Consider the following 17542-nt stretch of genomic DNA (forward strand, 5'->3'; position numbering starts at 1 on the left):
AGATTTCAAATGGCAGCCAAGAGGCTACTTTGAAGTTTATCAAGGAGTAAGGTACAAAGGCTTCTATTATTTTAGAAAAGGGAATCTCGCTAGGAGATTCCCTTTTTTTATGTTTTAAAGTTAGAGGTTATATCAAGTTGTTATAGACTTAAAACGGTAGTAGTTCCGCTTTCGCGAAAGCAGAACTAAGAAGAAAATAGAGGTTGATGCTGGACTTGGTGGATTGCGAAAGCAGAACAAATAGCAACATCGTTAATAACCTAATCTTTATACTGTTGTTTCTACTTTCCCTAGATCGTATTTTTACCTAAAACAATTACAATGGCAGACGATAAAGAGAAAGAAGCAAAATTAAAAGCTCTTAAACTTACCTTAGATAAGCTAGATAAGGCATATGGTAAAGGAACAGTAATGAAAATGGGTGACAAGCAAGTAATTGAGGTAGAGGCGATTTCTACGGGTTCACTTGCCTTAAATGCAGCTTTAGGGGTAGGTGGATATCCGCGTGGAAGAGTTGTTGAAATATACGGTCCAGAATCTTCGGGTAAAACAACCTTAACATTACACGCTATTGCTGAGGCACAAAAAGCTGGTGGAATTGCAGCTTTTATTGATGCAGAGCATGCTTTTGACCGTTTTTATGCTGAAAAATTAGGGGTTGATTTAGATAATTTAATTATTTCTCAACCAGATAACGGAGAGCAAGCACTTGAAATTACAGATAACCTGATACGCTCAGGCGCTATAGATATTATTGTAATTGACTCTGTTGCAGCCTTGACTCCTAAAAGTGAGATTGAAGGAGAAATGGGAGATAGTAAAATGGGTCTTCACGCCCGTTTAATGTCTCAAGCGTGTAGAAAATTAACCAGTTCTATTTCAAAGACCAACTGTACCGTGATATTTATCAATCAGTTGCGAGAGAAGATAGGTGTGATGTTCGGTAATCCAGAAACGACTACAGGTGGGAATGCTTTAAAATTCTATGCATCTGTGAGGCTTGATATCAGAAGATCTACACAAATTAAAGATAGCGCTGGAGCCGTTTTAGGTAATAAAACTCGTGTAAAAGTGGTGAAAAACAAAGTGGCGCCACCCTTTAGAATGGCAGAGTTTGATATCATGTATGGGGAAGGAGTCTCTAAACTAGGAGAAATTATTGATTTAGGCGTTAGTTATGAAATAATAAATAAGGCGGGTTCTTGGTTTTCTTATGAAGATACTAAATTGGGTCAAGGCCGCGACTCTGTTAAAACCATACTTAAAGATAATCCAGATCTGGTAGAAGAACTGGAAATTAAAATCATGGCAGCAATAAAGGCAGTAAATGATTAACAAGTGCTGTATATACACAAAACACCTAGGTTTCCGAGTTTTCTGCTCTTTCTTTTTCCTTTTCTCTGCGTTAAAATTGATAAGCATAAGGTAAGCTATGCTTGAAAATTTATGCCTTAATAAAGGAAAAAATAAATCCACTAAATTCTCCGAAAACCTAAATGCTTTGAGTATGTGAAACATAAAAACCGCTGGTGTTTAACGCTAGCGGTTTTTATTTTTTAAAATTTGACGCAACCTTTGTGAAAAGTTGGCATCTACTAACTATAATACCGAAAATGAAAATAATTTTTAGAATTTTAATGCTCCTGACTATGACAGCTGTTATCTTGAACAGTTGCAGTTTAGATGGTGGCGAGGCACCCGTAGTTAATTATCAGGTACTACCTGTTGTTGAAGTAGAGTTGCCGCTAGCATTTACATTTGGACAGATACATTCTATCCCTGTGATTTTTGAATATACAAACTCGTGTCAGCAATTTGCAGGCTTTGAGGTGAGTTCTGATTTAAATGAAAGAGTGGTTACCGTAGTGGCTGCAGTTACCAACCGTGATTGTGTGGAGGAATTAGTAACAACACAACAGGAACTAAGATTTCTAGCAGCAAGTAACGGCACCTATGTATTTAAGTTTTTTACGGGTTTAGATCCTAATAATGAACCCACCTATTTAGAGTATATTATACCTGTTGAAGAATGATTGAACTTTAAAATGTGGTCTATAAAGATATAATTACACTATGTCAAAAAAACGATCGTAAAGCGCAAAGAGAACTGTATGAAACGATCTCGCCTAAGCTTTATGGATCCTGCTTGCGATATGCTCCTAACGAAGCAGAAGCGAAAGACATACTGCAAGATACCTTTATGATCATATTTGAAAAAATCCATCAGTTTAAATTTAAAGGTTCCTTTGAAGGATGGTGCAAAAGGATTGCAGTAAATACCGCTTTACAGCGGTATAGAGGGATTAAAGTATTTGACCTTGTAAACCAAGACCAATTAGAAGATCTAGAAGGGGTAGAGATTGAAGAACCTGATGACGTGCCGCTTAAAAAACTATTAGTAATGGTACAAGAGTTGCCGGAGAGGTATAGACTTGTATTTACCATGTATGTCATGGATGGATACAGCCACAATGAAATAGCAGAGATGATGAAGATAACCATAGGGACATCAAAATCTAATCTTGCACGTGCGAGACAACACCTGCAAATGAAGGTGAACACATGGCGTGAATACAATAATTCTAACGCCAGCTAAGTATGAGTAAAAAGAAAAACATAGACAGACTTTTTCAAGAAGGCTTCAAAGAATTTGAAGTGCAACCACCTGCAATGCTTTGGGATGCGATCGAAAAAGAACTCGATCAAAGAAAGAAGCCTAGAAGGATACCACTATGGTGGACCATAGGTGGAGTTGCCGCAGCACTAGCAATTTTGTTGACATCCCTATATCTAGGTATAGATAATGAGGTAACGAACAAGCAACTGCCATTTGTGAATTCTGAAAAAGGAACTGGTACACAGCAAAATCCAGAGAAATCCTTCCAAAACAAGAATAAGAAGGCCAATATAGAAGCAACGCCTTACGAGAACAAAATCCATAAGGATAAACAGGTAGTCACGGCACCTTCAAAAATAGACACAGAAGCGTTGAACAATTCAAGAGAGAATTCTAATACCAACAACAAATCAAATGCTCGTTTAACAACTGGCGGGTGGGTAACTGCTGGTGATGGATCTTTAGATCCTCATTACTCTACTGAGGAAAAGCCTAAACAACAACATACAAATTCATCAGGATCAAATAAAAAATTAAATACAGCCATTGTCCAAAATAGCAATTTAATACCAGCACCTAAAAATGAAAAGCAAGCTGTTTTAAATGCAGGAATTACAGCAAACACTTCTGCAAGAGAAGGAATAGCTTTAGAAAAATCTCCTGTAAAGGAAGGAGGCACAAATAAAGATGTTGTGGATGGCCTAGATATAAGTGGGAAGGATCAAGTAATCGATAAGGCCATCGCAGGGGTAGATGCTAAGAAGAAGAAATTACCATCCTTAGAAGATATTGCAGCTCAACAGCAACAACAAGACAGTATTGTGGATAGTGCCTTCAAAGGAAGCTGGGCCGCAACGACACAAGTTGGTCCTGTTTATTCTAACAGTTTAAGAGGTAGCGCTGTAAATAACGAAGTAAGCGGAAACGATACAGATGCCGGCCTCAATTTAAGTTATGGAATAGGCGTGAGTTATGAACTTTCTCCTCGTTGGAGCCTTAGAACAGGTATCAACCAATTGAATATGGCTTACAGCACTCAGGATATCAATTATCAAGTGGAGGTAAGTATCGCTTCTCGCGGTCAGTCCTTACCACAAAGTTATAGCGCTAGTGCCGTGAGGAACAATACCCCTATAAATAATAGTCCTGTATCTAATGATGCTTTGGGAACAGGTTTTGCTGCACAAGAATTAGTAAGCAATCAATTTCAAGGAATTAAAGGAGAAATATCGCAACAATTGGGTTATATAGAAGTGCCATTAGAATTAAAATACAGCCTTATAAATAGCAAGTTTAAAATAAACGTGGTAGGAGGAATGAGCGCTCTTTTCTTAACAGATAATGCAGTAGCCGTTCAGAATTCTAGCCAGCGATTAGAATTAGGGGAAGATCGCAATTTTAATGACTTTAATCAAAGTGCTAACTTGGGACTAGGATTCGGTTATGACTTTACATATCAATTAGGTGCTTTTATAGAGCCTACATTTAAATATCAATTAAGTACGTTAAGAAACAACCTTGCAGACTTTAGGCCCTATACCATAGGTATTCAAAGTGGTGTGACGTATAGATTTTAAATTGCTGGCTATTCATTGTACGTCAGTTAAGATTTCTCGTGAAAAAGGAAAAGAAGAATATTGAGGTTGGTTATTTTAAACTCAATTATTTGCAATGATGATGAAAAGCCGTTCCTGTGCCAAGGAACGGTTTTTTTATGTGTTCTGTTCTTCTTCTAAGGAATGAAGAATGATGTTTCTTACGCTTTCGCGAAAGCCTGCCTTATCTACAGCAACACGCATACCTATTGTTTCTATAGCTTTATGAGCTTGTGCGCGCATAATTCCAGGACTACCTTCAAAGAAATCAAAAGGGAAACGTTTCTTGTTGTCGTATAAAGTAATAGGTATTAATGGGATTTGATGATCTATGGCCAGTCTAAAGGCACCATCTTTAAAGGTGTCTAACACTACACTAATATCGTCAGAAACACCACCTTCAGGAAATATACATATGCTTACACCGTCTTGCAGGCGTTTTCTTGCGCGGTCAAACACCTCTTTGCGACTGCGGGGATTTTTTCTATCCACCAAAATACAGGTGCGTTTATAGAAAAAACCAAAAACAGGAACTTTAGTAAGTTCTTTTTTACCTACAAAAACAAACGGATTTTTAGAGATCAACAACATCATCATGATGTCTGTCATACTGGTGTGATTTGCTACCAGCATATAACTTTGATCCTTTTTCATCGGTTCAGCGCGTTTAATGATGGGCCAGAACCCCATTCCGTAGAGAATAACAGCCGCCCAAAACCGGGCAACTTTAAAAAACAGGTGGTACGTTTTTTCTGAAATAGTAAGAACGAGCAATACGGGAAACAGAATAACAATAGGAATACCCATAAGTATGTAAAACCATACTCGGTATAAAGATATCAATATGTAGCGCATCCATTTCAAGTTGCCAAAAATAGAAGAATTTATGACTTTAGAGTTATGTTAGCTAGAGTATTAGATGGAATAAAGAGATTCTATTTTGTTTAACTTATAGCTTTAAGCAAATTCCTTTGTGATCCATAGCTATTACTAATTATCTTTGATTTTCAATAAACTACAATGGCAAGAATACTTACTGGCGTTCAATCTACTGGTACACCGCACTTAGGAAACCTTCTGGGGGCAATTTTACCAGCGATAGAAATGTCTTCTAATGAAGAAAATGATTCCTTTCTCTTCATTGCAGACATGCACTCCTTAACGCAAATTAAAGACGGAGAATTATTAAGAGAAAACACGTATTCTACAGCAGCGGCGTGGCTTGCATGTGGTCTTGACATTAGTAAAACTGTTTTTTACAGGCAGAGTGATATTCCGCAAGTAACAGAGTTGAACTGGTACTTAGCTTGCTTTTATCCTTATCAAAGACTGACTCTTGCACACAGCTTCAAAGATAAAGCAGACCGACTAGAAGATGTAAATGCCGGTCTTTTTACTTATCCTATGTTAATGGCCGCAGATATTCTATTATATGATGCTGAGGTTGTTCCTGTAGGTAAAGATCAATTGCAGCATGTGGAAATAACACGTGACGTAGCGGGTAGATTCAATAATAAAATGGGTGCTACTTTTATAGAGCCTGAAGCCAAAATTCAGAAAGATGGACTCCTAATTCCGGGTACCGATGGCAGTAAAATGAGTAAGTCGAGAGGGAATATAATTGATATTTTCCAGACAGATAAAAAGCTGCGCAAGCAGTGCATGTCTATAGAAACAGACAGCACACCGTTGGAAGACCCAAAAAATACAGAGACTTGTAATGTTTTTGCACTTTATAAATTAATTGCTCCTGAACAAAAGGTTCAAGAAATGCGCAATAACTATGCCGCTGGTAATTATGGGTATGGTCATGCAAAGCAAGCCCTTTTTGAAGCCCTTTCTGATCGATTTGAAGAAGCTAGAGAGCGTTACGAGTACTTAATGGAGAACAGGCATGAATTAGACATGGCCCTAGAAGAAGGAGCGTTTAAAGCACGCCACATTGCAAATGATGTTTTGAAACGGGTACGCTCTAAAGTTGGGTATTAAGGAGCTGTTTTTTATAATTCAGTAAACCAAGGCGATCAAATAATACAAGGTTTAAAAATGTTGGAGTAGAGCTGCGCCCAGTAATATTTTTTAGACGTAACGAATTTCTTAAACCGCATCTTTATAGTTTTAATAGACTGGAATGGAAGTGCTGGATAGAAAAATCAGTAGCAACAGAGAGAATTAAAAGGGATGATTCTTGGCAACCTAATGACCGTCAAAAGTAAAAAGATCTTTCTTTTTGCAGCTGATACATGCGACGAGAGGAATGCATTTGTACAGAGAACAATAGGACCGCAGTTTCAGAAATCAGAAAAGCCTGTTCCAGTTTTTGAACAGGCTTTATGACACTGTATTTTTTAAAAAGAGTTCATAGCTGATAACCATTCATGTATTGCAGTAGCAAGAACGACTTTCCTTATGGTAGACATCGCTGCTAGCCCGCTGTGGCTATGCAAAAAGGCCCGTCATCTCAGCATCTATTTTATTGATAATTTCTCCTAGATCTTCAGGATTATTTACAAAATCGATATTATCTACATCAATGATCAATAAATTTCCTTTTTTATAATCATGAACCCATCCTTCATAACGTTCATTTAAACGGCTTAGGTAATCTATAGAAATACTATTTTCATAATCACGACCGCGTTTGTGAATCTGGTTCACAAGGTTGGGAATAGAACTGCGCAAATAGATCAACAAATCTGGTGCGGCAACTACTTTTTCCATAAGGTCAAAAAGGGAGCTGTAATTATCAAAGTCACGTTGCGATAACAATCCCATCGCATGAAGGTTAGGAGCAAAAATACTTGCATCCTCATATATGGTTCGATCTTGAATGATTTTCTTCCCACTTTCACGTATTTCTAATATCTGACGGAAACGGCTGTTTAAGAAATAAACTTGTAAATTAAAAGACCAGCGTTCCATGTCCTGATAGAAATCTTCTAGATAAGGATTCTCGTGAACATCCTCAAATTGAGGAGTCCATCTGTAGTGTTTTGCAAGTAATTTGGTAAGCGTGGTTTTACCAGCACCTATGTTTCCAGCAACGGCTATATGCATGTTTAGTTATTAATGGGGTTGATGGTATAGACGTCCAGACGTTTACCGTGCCAAATATAAAGTTTTCCATTCTTTAGATAAAGAGAATTTACTTCCTTTTGTAAAATGCTAATACTTGTCATCTCGCTTTCGCGAAAGCGGTATGCAGCATCTAGCCGCATCACCTTAATTTGATTGTCTGTGATCATAACAAGTGATTCAAAGTCATAGTCTAGTAATGAGCCTTTTATAAAAGGCATAGTGGACGTTTTACTGCCGTAAGAATTATATGTTTCTATATGATTTTCACTCACCACATGACAAAAATTATAGTCGGTTAAGAGTTGGGAAATAGTACCTTTCAACACAGCGGTGCTGATCAAGGTCTTATTATTGATATAATCAAAGAGTTCCAAGCGGTTTTGATCGATATCATGCAGCCATAAACGGCGTTCTCCAGCGAGCCGTGCATGTTCAAAAAATCGAAATGGAGTTAGTTTATTTAAAGAAATACGTTGTTTCTCATTGAGTCGGTTGTCTAGTAAAACTACGGTTTGAGTATTTTTATAAAACAACAATATATGTAAGGGGTTGATTAGATCTACCTCGGTGAGATCACCCAGCTGTACATCATAAAATTGCTGGATCTTTTTCCCTTTCTTTTTAATAAAGGCACCGTTTACTCCGTAATAAATAGCCTCAAAGTCATCCACACCATAGAAAGAATCTGCGGTCAGACGAAATCCTTCATCTGTTTTTTGAGCCTGTAAAAAAGAGCCAATTAAAAGCAGTAAAACTGTCCATTTCATAAATAGCAAATTACGATTATGTAATGGATATTTAGATCAATAGTTCCATTGCTTTAGCGCAGCTGAAGATCGCGAGATTCAACCATCAAAATACAGGGTACAGTTCGCTGTGTTCGACACGTTGATAAACGCCGTTTGGCGCAGGTGCACCAAAGGTTGCCGTAAGAGCATATAAAGCAGAAAAGCTGGAGAAAAAAGCCAGTTTTTAGATTAAACCTATTCAGCAGCTTAATTAGTTTCTAAGCGTTACTTTTACGTACTGCGGACTATAGTGTAGAATAAGGGTTCCATATCCATCGGACTATGGCGCCATCAGTTTATAACCATAACCACGCACGTTTACGATTTCTAGCTCGCTGTCTTGAGCTATTTTCTTTCTCAGCTTTGTGATAAAAACGTCCATACTCCTTCCAGAGAAAAAATCGTCGTTGCCCCATAATTTTTTAAGAATAAAAGTACGATCGAGCACTTTGTTTTTCTTTAATACCAGATGATACAATAAATGAGACTCTCTATGCGTCAGTTTGGTAACCTCTTCTTTATAGATGAGCTGTTGCTTCGGGAAATTAAAAGAGTATTCACCTAATTCATAAATAGCAGCTGTCTTTTGAACTGATTGTCTACTCAGTAAATTCTCGATACGCACAATAAGTTCTTCCATCGAGAAGGGTTTTTTTAGATAGTCATTACCCCCTACATGAAAACCTTCTAGGACGTCTTCTGTCTGTGATTTTGCGGTTAAAAAAATAATGGGAATCTCTTCATTTTCAACACGTATTTTTTTAGCCAGTTCAAAACCGTCTAGTTGTGGCATCATCACATCAAGAACAAGAATATCGGGTTGTTTTTCATGAAATGCATCTAGTGCTAGCGCACCATTGAGCTTGTGACGTACCTTAAAACCTCTAGTTTCTAAGCTTTCTTTTACGATCATTCCTAACGCTGGTTCATCCTCGGCTAGGATGATATCTATGCTGTCTTTATTCATGAGGCAAAGTGATTTTAAAAATAGTTTGTGGTTGTGCAGTAGCGGTGATGCTACCCTTGTGCTTTTCTATAATGGATTTTGTGTAGAACAAACCTATCCCGAATCCTTTCACATCATGAAGGTTTCCTTTTGCTACTCTGTAAAACTTATCAAAGATAAGTTTTACATCTTTGTTACTGAGATTATTGCCATTATCAGTAACGATAATAGTAATGGAGTCAGGTGTGCTGCTCAGGAAAACATCGATCTGATCATCACCATATTTTATGGCGTTATCGATAAGATTATTGATGGCATTTTCTAGATGAAAAGCATCGGCTGTTATGGTGATTTTATGAGTTCCTGGGTCAAAGCAGATGTTTTTTGAGGTCTGGTTTTGATGTTTATTTAAAACCATCTCGATCAACTCATTTACTTCCACTCTGGATTTTTGAAGCATCAATTCATTACTGTCCAGTGAAGCGGTTTCAAGAATACGTTCCACCATATCATTGAGTTTCACTAATTGGTCGCGTCCCATGTTCAAATATCGATCTGTTTTATCGAGATCACCAGTATTGGTGAAACGTTGAACTCCTTCTAAAGCAGCACTTGCTGTAGCGATAGGTGTTTTGAATTCGTGAGTAATGTTAGAAATAAGATCGTTTTTCATTTCTGCTAGCGCTTTTTGATTTCTTATAATCTGTAAGAGATAAAATAGACATAATACAACAGCGGTAATTAATAAGGCACTCAGAATAATTCCGGTTAAATTGAGCCGGTAAATGGTAGGAGAAAGCCCAGAATAAGTAAGTAATAAGGCATCTCCTTTTTGAATCAACTCAGAATTTGCCCGGATAACATTCTTATCAATTTCACCGATTAAAATGTTTTTACGGTCTGTTTTTACAATGTTGAGCTCATACTTCACGTCCAGCCCTTGCTTTTCAAGATTTGAGGACATGAGGCTATCCACGCTTTTCAGATTCATTTGTCCTTCTTGAATACTCAACACCATCTTTGCGGTAAGAGACGATATAGCTTCCTTAAGATTGGACTGGTCAGAAAAAAAAGTTTCTACTTGCAGCTCTTTAAAACTACCGTCTGGTTTCTGAATTTCATAATTTGGAAAATTCCACAAGTCTTCCATAGGTCGTATAGTATTTAAACTATCCATGGAGATGCCTTTATAAATTCTAATCTCAGAAAGATCGCTAGTGACGACATTATTAAGATTGAAACCTCGGTACCCAGAAGCGCGGTTCACACTGTCAATTCTTCTAAAAATTTTATCAAATTCTGACTTTCTATTGGTCGTTTCATCAACAATTATTCCTATGTTGTTCTTTTTTATAAGCTGCTCATAATAGATATCTACACTGTGATCTAGGCCTGTTTGCAGTTCAGAAACTAGGCTCCTTTTGGATTCTTTAAAGTTGTTGTAATTCCAGTACACTTGTATGGCTAGAGTAGCTGCGATAACGACACTTATCAAGACTAGAATAAAGTGATATTTTCTATCATTCATAATTCAAAGGTGCGCTATTCCTATTATATTTTTATGTCGGTTAACAAATATTAACGCAGCTTCACCCTGACAACTATAAAAATAGTTGATATTTGGGACTTCTTTAAAACATCTTTTATGAAAAACTTGAACGTTACTATGTTTCTTTTTGTTGTTCTCGCTTTCGCGAAAGCGCAAACATCACAAGCTCAGCAAGATTTTACGGGCATTGCTTATTATCAAAGTAAAATGACCTTAGAAAAATCTGAAGACAGTTCACAAATGTCAAAATTGGAGCCCGCCATGCGCAAAATGATTGAAGAAGCCATGAAAAAGGCAGGCGAGGCAGAGTTTACATTAAAATTTTCTCGTACAGAGTCGCTTTATGAAAAAGTACAACAACTGGCCGCACCTAAAAAGCCTACAAGCGGTATGAGTATGTCGATTGAAATGACTGGCAATGGAGATACTTATGGAACAACCTATAAAGATCTAACGGCTCAAACTTTTTTAAGAGAAGATAAAATTCAAGGAAAGGAATTTCTGGTTACAGATAAAATAGAACCACTCGCATGGAAAGTTATGGGAGAATCTAAAATGATAGGGAAGTACACTGTTATAAAAGCTACTTATACCTATCCTAAAGAAGAAAAGACAGAAAAAGAAAAGAGAGAAGAGGAAGAAAAAGAACCTAGTTTATTGGACCTGGTAAAAGATAAAGACCGTGTAGTAACCGCTTGGTTTACTATGGATATAGCAGTGAGTAACGGCCCAGGAATTTATCAAGGATTACCGGGTTTAATTCTAGAATTAAACGATGGAGAAACCACTATTCTTTGCAATAAAATTGAAATGAATCCAGAAGGTTTTGAAATTAAAAAGCCTAAAACTGGAAAAAAAATCAACCAAGCAGATTTCGATAAACTACAAAAGAAGAAGGATAAAGAAATGCAAGAACGTTTTAAAAATAGCAAAGGCGGTGTTTTTTTTGAGCAAATAGGAGGATAGGTTTTGTTAAAGTTATCCTAACTTCAAACCAATCTAATTTTGCAAAGTCTTAAAGAATAACTCGCTATTGGAAGCCTGTTTAAAAATATATATCAAAGATGAAAAAATCAATTTTATTAGTATCGTTCATACTAATTACCAATTTTTTAAGTGCCCAAGAATTTTATGGGGAGGCTACCTATATGTCTAAAACGACTATGGATCTAAGCAGCTGGACAGAAGGTCGTGAGATGACACCACAACAAAAAAATCGTATTGAGGAGCGTATGAAGAAAATGGGTGAGAAGACTTATGTATTGAAGTTTAATCGCAACGAATCTACCTATAAAGAAGAAAAACAACTCGCGGCACCTGGACAACGAGGTGGTGGTTGGGGTAATTTTATGGGGACTTCTATGGGAGGAGAAAAATATAAAAACTTAAAAGATGGTCAGTGGATCGAGCAGCGCGATATGATGGGGAAAATGTTCTTAATAAAAGACAGCATCCCTAAATTAGAATGGAAAATCACCGGAGAAACCAGAATGATAGGTCAGTATCAAGCGATCAAAGCGGTAGCGAGTAAAAAGAACAATGAACTGGATCTCTCTTCTTTTAAAAGACGTAGAGGTAACAGTGCAGAAGAAAAGAAAAAAGACAGCCTTGCACTTTCAAATGGTGCCATAGACGAGGTTTTTGAACAAGATCCTCAAGTACAAATCACAGCATGGTTTACCCCACAAATACCGGTACAACACGGTCCAGCTGAGTATGCTGGCCTCCCAGGATTGATCCTTGAAGTAAGTGCTGGAAAAACCACGCTGCTTTGCAGTAAGATTGTGGTAAATCCAAAGGAAAAGGAAGAGATCAAACCTGCAGAAAAAGGCAAAGAAACTACAGAAGAAGAATACAATACTTTATTCAAAGAAAAGATGAAAGAAATGTCAGAACGCTGGGGTCGTGGAAAGGGTGGCCGTGGAGGTAAAGAATAAAGTCACTTAATTTCATAAAATTTGTACGAGCGTCATTCAATCAGTATGCTCGTGTTTTTTTAACTACTCAAATCAAAAAATTAAAATGAAAAACAAGTTACTTTTAGTGTTGCTGTCGTGTTTTATAATTTCTCTAGCCAGTGCACAGTCCGTAAAAATATCTGGTGTAGTGGTCGATAGTACAGGAACCCCACTTCAAATGGCAAATGTAATTGCCTACCAACAGGATAAAAATCTAGGAGCTTTTGGAATTACCAATGATGCGGGTAAATACCAATTGCTCAACCTTAAAAAAGACAGTACGTATGTAGTTAAAGTGTCCTTCTTAGGTCTAAAAACCATGGTAGATACCATCAAAAACATACAGGATAATAGCATAAAAAATTACTTGATGCTGGAAGATCAAAACATGTTAGATGCGGTGAACATCGTTTATGATATGCCGGTATCCATTAGAGGCGATACTATTATTTATAACGCAGACAGTTTTACAAACGGTACCGAAAGAAAACTAGGAGACGTGCTCGATAAACTCCCTGGAATGGAAGTCAATGAAGATGGGGATATTCAAGTAGAAGGGAAAACGGTAGAAAGAGTACTAGTAGATGGGAAGGAATTTTTTGAAGGAGATTCCAGACTGGCGACAAAAAATATCCCAGCAGATGCTATAGATAAGGTGGAAGTCCTGAAGAATTATAATAACGTAGGACAATTAAAAGGGCTTGGAAATGATGAAGATCGCATTGCGATCAACATCAGGTTAAAAAAAGGGAAAAAGAATTTTTGGTTTGGAGAAGTGACAGGATCACTAGGTCAAGGTGATGCTGCTGTGCGATACCAGGCAAAACCTAAGGCCTTCTATTACAGTCCAGACGTTTCGATTAACATTCTTACCGATTTTAATAACCTAGGAATACAATCTTTTACTTTTGCAGATTACCGTCGTTTTGTAGGATTTAAGAGCGGGAACACTCGAAGCAGTGGTTCTTCCATAGACATAGGAACTGGAGCAGGAGGTTTATTGAACCTTCAAGCAAACCGAGCTAAAGAACTAGAAAGTAAATTTGGGGCATTTAATGGATCCTGGAGGGCCAGTAAAAAATTAAGTTTTGATGGGTTTGCTATTTTTTCTAGTGTAGATACAGATCAGGAAACGATTGCTAGTAGAACTTTTATAGGAACAAGCCTAGAACCAGGCGCTGTAGAAAATACAGAAGACCGCTCCACTCAACGCAATCAAATAGGAATCTTCAAACTAGGAGCAGATTATAATCCTAATGCTGATTTTTCTCTAGAATATAACGGTCAGGTGAATCTTAGCGATGTGAGTCAGTTCAACGATTTCACATCAGAACAAGAAGGAATTGTAAGAGATATAGATCAAAATGAATCTCAAAAACCGATTACGTTAGATCAATCGGTTAATGCTTACTACACACAAAGCGAAAAAAATATCTTTGCCTTTGAAGGCAGGTATGTAGATGCAGAAGAAGATCCTTTTTATAATGCTATTATAGATCCTGAAATTGATCCAATAACTGATCTTCCTACAAGACCATTTAACGGTAGGTTAGGACTCGATGAGGAAGATCCCTATAATATCAATCAACAAAACCTAGTACAAAGTACTAAGCTAGATGCAAAAGCAGACTACTGGAGAGTTCTCAATAAGAAAAGTAACATCAACGTTACAGTGGGGACTTCTTTTGTGAACCAAGATTACAACACCAATATTTTTCAAATACGCAATGACGGTACTCGCAACGACCTGACTGGTGCCGACCTAGGAAACGATGTCCACTATAAATTTAGAGATGTTTATGGAGCAGTACATTATAAATTCATTACGGGTAAGTTCACCATAACTCCAGGGGCGACTGCTCACAGTTATACTATTGAAGACAGGCAACTAGGGGATACGAATGAATTGAATTTTGAAGAAATACTACCTGATTTCAATGTGCGTTTTGCTTTAAGATCCAGTGAAAACATCAATTTTGATTATAGAAGGACCATAAGTTTTTCAGATGTAGAGAACTATGCGTTAGGAACGGTTTTTAATAATTACAATTCATTGTTTAATGGTAACAATCATTTATCTGGTACTACAAATGACCGGTATAGTTTGAATTACTTCAATTTCAATATGTTTAATTATACGAATATCAATGCAGGTGTGGTGTATTCCAGACAGACAGATGCTATTCAGAGTAATATAGATCTTAGAAGTATCAACCAAGAAAGTGATTTGATCAACTCTCCATTTGCAAATCAAACGGCCACTGGTTTTGGTCGTTTCTCTAGAGAATTTGGTAAAATTAGAGCTAGTGTAAATGCAAATTTAAATTGGAGCACTTTTAATAACGTTATCAACGGTGATGCTACCGAGTCAGAAAACATCACTCATAGTTATGGTGTGAGCGCAAGAAGTAATTATCAAGATGGAGTCAACTTTGATGTAGGTTACAATGTGAGTTTTAATAATTCAGATAATGGAAAGCAGGTGAACGATGCCACCACACAAACCATTACTTTAAATGCAGACTGGCAAATTAATACCTATTGGTTCCTTGATGTAGATTACGATTTGAACCTTTTTAAAGCAACAGGAGGCGTGAGTAATAATTACGATTTCCTTGAAGCGGCTCTATTTTACAACAAACCAGATTCCAAATGGGAATACAAACTGGCTGCCACTAACCTTTTAAATACAGAAGCATTGAATAGAAATAGTTTTGGTCAGATCGCCACCAGTACTAGCTTTTATACAGTACAACCTAGATATGTTTACCTGCAAGTGCGATATGATTTGTAAGTTATAAAATCCATTACCTCTAAAGCAGCTCTTGATTTAAAAGCTGCTTTTTTATTGGGGCAAGTTGAGGAATATACCTCTTGCTAAAACAGAATAACTTCTATATGTATACTGACGGGTGATGCATCAAAACCTTGTATTTGTTTTAGTCAATCACTCTTAACAATGCAGTTAATTATTTAAACCTATCTACAATTGATAGTATGAAAATATTTTTCTCGCTACGTACCCTTTTCATTAGAGCCATCACGATAGCACAGGAATTTACTGATGCTCGTGTCAAAGAAATCATCTAGCAGCATCGAGAATTGGATCGTGGTCCTTAAAAAGTATCAACTGTTACTGTACAGATGGCAGCCTTAGAGACTCGAGAGACCACTGCCCAGAGCTTAACATGGAACAGACCATCAACGACAACGATTCTGAATATAGATTTAGGGTATTACATACAACCCTAATAAAATCACATTTTGTCGGGATGGCCTTATTTTACTAGTGTTTTAAGACTTACTTTTGTTGTAATGAGCGGTATTTATATACATATTCCATTTTGTAAGCAGGCATGTCACTATTGTGACTTCCATTTTAGTACTAATTTGAAGCACAAGACAGCTATTATTGATGCTATTTGTGATGAGTTACGCTTTCGCAAAAGCGAGTTTAAAAACACTACCGTGCAAACCCTATATTTCGGTGGTGGAACGCCCAGTGTTCTGGAAGTGGATGAGGTAGAAAGGATTATTCAAACGGTTTTTGATCATTACTTAGTAAGTTCAAATCCTGAAATAACCCTGGAGGCAAATCCCGATGATTTAACAGAAGAAAGACTTATCTTATTCTCAAAAACTAGAATTAACAGGCTCTCCATAGGGGTACAGAGTTTTTTTGAGGAAGATTTAAAATTAATGAATCGCGCGCATAATGCAAAGGAGGCTCATCAATGTATTGAACAAGCGGTGAATTATTTCCCTAATATTTCCATTGATCTTATTTATGGAATCCCAGGAATGAGCAAGGATCGCTGGAGAGAGAATTTATACAAAGCCATCCAGTTAAACGTTCCACATATTTCTAGTTATGCGCTCACAGTAGAAGATAATACCGTGTTAAAATCTTTGATAGAAAAAGGAATGGTGCCAAAAGTAGAAGATGAAGTGGCACAACAACATTTTCAGATATTGCTAGACGTTATGGAGTTGCATAGTTTTGAGAATTATGAATTCTCCAATTTTGGTAAAGAAGGTTTCTTCTCCCAAAATAATACCGCTTACTGGACGGGTAAGAGTTATATAGGCATAGGTCCTAGCGCTCACAGTTTTGATGGTAAAAGACGCGGTTGGAATATCAACAACAATGTCAAATACATGAAGGCCATTCAATCTGGAGAGCTTCCCATGGAAATTGAAGTACTCACTCTGGTAGATCAATACAATGAATACGTCATGACTGGTTTGCGCACGATTTACGGTGTCTCCTTAGATAAAATAGAAACAAATTATGGCGGTAATTTTAAAGATTATCTTTTGCTACAATCAGAAGTATATTTAAAAGAACACCTGCTCTACTTAGATGGGGATACTTTATTGGTGACTAGGAAAGGAAAATTCCTCAGTGATGGAATCGCTAGTGAATTATTTATGGTAAATTTGAGTTAGATAGTTGGAATTTTTGAGCTATGAACAGGGACTCATTAGCTTTGAGTTTCGATTTATCTTCTTAGAATTCAAGAAGATTGACAGTAAAATGCTATAATCTTAGTACAAGAGCTGATTCCAATTTTAGTAGAGATCTGCTGGGTCTATCTCTGAGTACAATGGAGTTTTCACATCCTTTTTTTGTCATCCCAGAAAATTTTGATCGAGATGTGTATCTAGAAATAAGGATATGGGTTCAAAATTTATCTGGCATCCATGACGTATCGCAATCTCAAATCAAACGGAGAAGCCTTTCATATTCGGTATGCCATCTATTCGTATGGGCATGGTCAATAATATTGAGATTTATAATCTAAGGGATTAAGATATCTTTAAATCCTTTAGCTTTCTAAATAACAGGGACACCTCATTATAAAACAGCTATAAGATGATCAGTTTTGCTTTTTCATTGAATTCGTGCAGTTATTTCCTCGGTCCTAAAGTTGAAATCACTAATTATACCGATTTGGTGATATAAGAAGTTGTGGTTGTCACAACTGATGAGTTTTCGGTTTTAAGATTT

General features: G+C 37.0%; 14 protein-coding genes. 9 read left to right on the forward strand and 5 right to left on the reverse strand.

Annotation, left to right across the window (positions count from 1 at the left end; genetic code table 11):
* Positions 1-321 precede the first annotated feature (321 nt).
* The 4 genes from recA (at position 322) to ACJAT0_RS09350 (ending at position 4194) form a co-directional block, all read left to right on the forward strand.
* Positions 322-1335: a recombinase RecA gene (gene recA / locus ACJAT0_RS09335; RefSeq protein WP_415181434.1), complete on the forward strand. Its 1014-nt coding sequence runs from the start codon at positions 322-324 to the stop codon at positions 1333-1335.
* A gap of 278 nt (positions 1336-1613) precedes the next feature.
* Positions 1614-2033 (forward strand): hypothetical protein, encoded by a 420-nt coding sequence (locus tag ACJAT0_RS09340; RefSeq protein ID WP_415181435.1) that lies wholly within the window; start codon positions 1614-1616, stop codon positions 2031-2033.
* Positions 2034-2047: 14 nt separating this feature from the next.
* Positions 2048-2596 (forward strand): RNA polymerase sigma factor, encoded by a 549-nt coding sequence (locus tag ACJAT0_RS09345; RefSeq protein WP_415181436.1) that lies wholly within the window; start codon positions 2048-2050, stop codon positions 2594-2596.
* 2 nt (positions 2597-2598) lie between these two features.
* On the forward strand, positions 2599-4194 hold the full coding sequence (locus ACJAT0_RS09350) for an outer membrane beta-barrel protein (RefSeq protein ID WP_415181437.1): 1596 nt from the start codon (positions 2599-2601) through the stop codon (positions 4192-4194).
* A 135-nt stretch (positions 4195-4329) separates the two neighbouring features.
* Here the strand turns inward: ACJAT0_RS09350 and ACJAT0_RS09355 are convergent, their stop codons facing one another.
* Complete coding sequence (locus ACJAT0_RS09355) at positions 4330-5067, reverse strand: lysophospholipid acyltransferase family protein (RefSeq protein ID WP_415181438.1); 738 nt, start codon at positions 5065-5067, stop codon at positions 4330-4332.
* Between the two features lie 165 nt (positions 5068-5232).
* On the opposite strand from ACJAT0_RS09355, the gene trpS reads away from it, so the two are divergent.
* Positions 5233-6201, forward strand: a complete 969-nt coding sequence (gene trpS / locus ACJAT0_RS09360) for a tryptophan--tRNA ligase (protein ID WP_415181439.1) — start codon at positions 5233-5235, stop codon at positions 6199-6201.
* A gap of 450 nt (positions 6202-6651) precedes the next feature.
* Here trpS and ACJAT0_RS09365 read toward each other — a convergent pair whose 3' ends face one another.
* The 4 genes from ACJAT0_RS09365 to ACJAT0_RS09380 all read right to left on the reverse strand — a co-directional run bounded on the left by ACJAT0_RS09365 (position 6652) and on the right by ACJAT0_RS09380 (position 10552).
* The gene (locus ACJAT0_RS09365) at positions 6652-7269 is read right to left on the reverse strand and encodes a deoxynucleoside kinase (protein WP_374001990.1); all 618 of its coding nucleotides are present in this window, start codon (positions 7267-7269) and stop codon (positions 6652-6654) included.
* Positions 7270-7271: 2 nt separating this feature from the next.
* Positions 7272-8057: a hypothetical protein gene (locus ACJAT0_RS09370; RefSeq protein ID WP_415181440.1), complete on the reverse strand. Its 786-nt coding sequence runs from the start codon at positions 8055-8057 to the stop codon at positions 7272-7274.
* 301 nt (positions 8058-8358) lie between these two features.
* A complete protein-coding gene (locus tag ACJAT0_RS09375; protein ID WP_374001992.1) occupies positions 8359-9045 on the reverse strand; it encodes a response regulator transcription factor in 687 nt (228 codons plus the stop codon).
* Positions 9038-10552 (reverse strand): sensor histidine kinase, encoded by a 1515-nt coding sequence (locus ACJAT0_RS09380; protein WP_415181441.1) that lies wholly within the window; start codon positions 10550-10552, stop codon positions 9038-9040. The genes ACJAT0_RS09375 and ACJAT0_RS09380 overlap by 8 nt, the downstream gene beginning before the upstream one ends.
* Before the next feature lie 117 nt (positions 10553-10669).
* Between ACJAT0_RS09380 and ACJAT0_RS09385 the strand changes: the two genes are divergently transcribed.
* The 4 genes from ACJAT0_RS09385 (at position 10670) to hemW (ending at position 16980) form a co-directional block, all read left to right on the forward strand.
* The gene (locus ACJAT0_RS09385) at positions 10670-11539 is read left to right on the forward strand and encodes a GLPGLI family protein (RefSeq protein WP_415181442.1); all 870 of its coding nucleotides are present in this window, start codon (positions 10670-10672) and stop codon (positions 11537-11539) included.
* 98 nt (positions 11540-11637) lie between these two features.
* Positions 11638-12510 carry a GLPGLI family protein gene (locus ACJAT0_RS09390; RefSeq protein ID WP_415181443.1) on the forward strand — a complete coding sequence of 291 codons (873 nt, stop codon included), beginning with the start codon at positions 11638-11640 and terminating at the stop codon, positions 12508-12510.
* A gap of 85 nt (positions 12511-12595) precedes the next feature.
* Positions 12596-15325, forward strand: a complete 2730-nt coding sequence (locus tag ACJAT0_RS09395) for a carboxypeptidase-like regulatory domain-containing protein (protein ID WP_415181444.1) — start codon at positions 12596-12598, stop codon at positions 15323-15325.
* Between the two features lie 521 nt (positions 15326-15846).
* A complete protein-coding gene (gene hemW, locus ACJAT0_RS09400) occupies positions 15847-16980 on the forward strand; it encodes a radical SAM family heme chaperone HemW (RefSeq protein ID WP_374002010.1) in 1134 nt (377 codons plus the stop codon).
* Positions 16981-17542 lie beyond the last annotated feature (562 nt).

The organism is Nonlabens sp. (assembly GCF_047636915.1).
Lineage (GTDB): Bacteria > Bacteroidota > Bacteroidia > Flavobacteriales > Flavobacteriaceae > Nonlabens.

Excerpts from the sequence above, each read along its gene's own strand:
- recA (WP_415181434.1), top strand. The coding sequence starts at position 322 with ATGGCAGACGATAAAGAGAAAGAAGCAAAATTAAAAGCTCTTAAACTT.
- ACJAT0_RS09340 (WP_415181435.1), top strand. The coding sequence starts at position 1,614 with ATGAAAATAATTTTTAGAATTTTAATGCTCCTGACTATGACAGCTGTT.
- ACJAT0_RS09350 (WP_415181437.1), top strand. The coding sequence starts at position 2,599 with ATGAGTAAAAAGAAAAACATAGACAGACTTTTTCAAGAAGGCTTCAAA.
- ACJAT0_RS09355 (WP_415181438.1), bottom strand. The coding sequence starts at position 5,067 with ATGCGCTACATATTGATATCTTTATACCGAGTATGGTTTTACATACTT.
- trpS (WP_415181439.1), top strand. The coding sequence starts at position 5,233 with ATGGCAAGAATACTTACTGGCGTTCAATCTACTGGTACACCGCACTTA.
- ACJAT0_RS09365 (WP_374001990.1), bottom strand. The coding sequence starts at position 7,269 with ATGCATATAGCCGTTGCTGGAAACATAGGTGCTGGTAAAACCACGCTT.
- ACJAT0_RS09370 (WP_415181440.1), bottom strand. The coding sequence starts at position 8,057 with ATGAAATGGACAGTTTTACTGCTTTTAATTGGCTCTTTTTTACAGGCT.
- ACJAT0_RS09375 (WP_374001992.1), bottom strand. The coding sequence starts at position 9,045 with ATGAATAAAGACAGCATAGATATCATCCTAGCCGAGGATGAACCAGCG.
- ACJAT0_RS09380 (WP_415181441.1), bottom strand. The coding sequence starts at position 10,552 with ATGAATGATAGAAAATATCACTTTATTCTAGTCTTGATAAGTGTCGTT.
- ACJAT0_RS09385 (WP_415181442.1), top strand. The coding sequence starts at position 10,670 with ATGAAAAACTTGAACGTTACTATGTTTCTTTTTGTTGTTCTCGCTTTC.
- ACJAT0_RS09390 (WP_415181443.1), top strand. The coding sequence starts at position 11,638 with ATGAAAAAATCAATTTTATTAGTATCGTTCATACTAATTACCAATTTT.
- ACJAT0_RS09395 (WP_415181444.1), top strand. The coding sequence starts at position 12,596 with ATGAAAAACAAGTTACTTTTAGTGTTGCTGTCGTGTTTTATAATTTCT.
- hemW (WP_374002010.1), top strand. The coding sequence starts at position 15,847 with ATGAGCGGTATTTATATACATATTCCATTTTGTAAGCAGGCATGTCAC.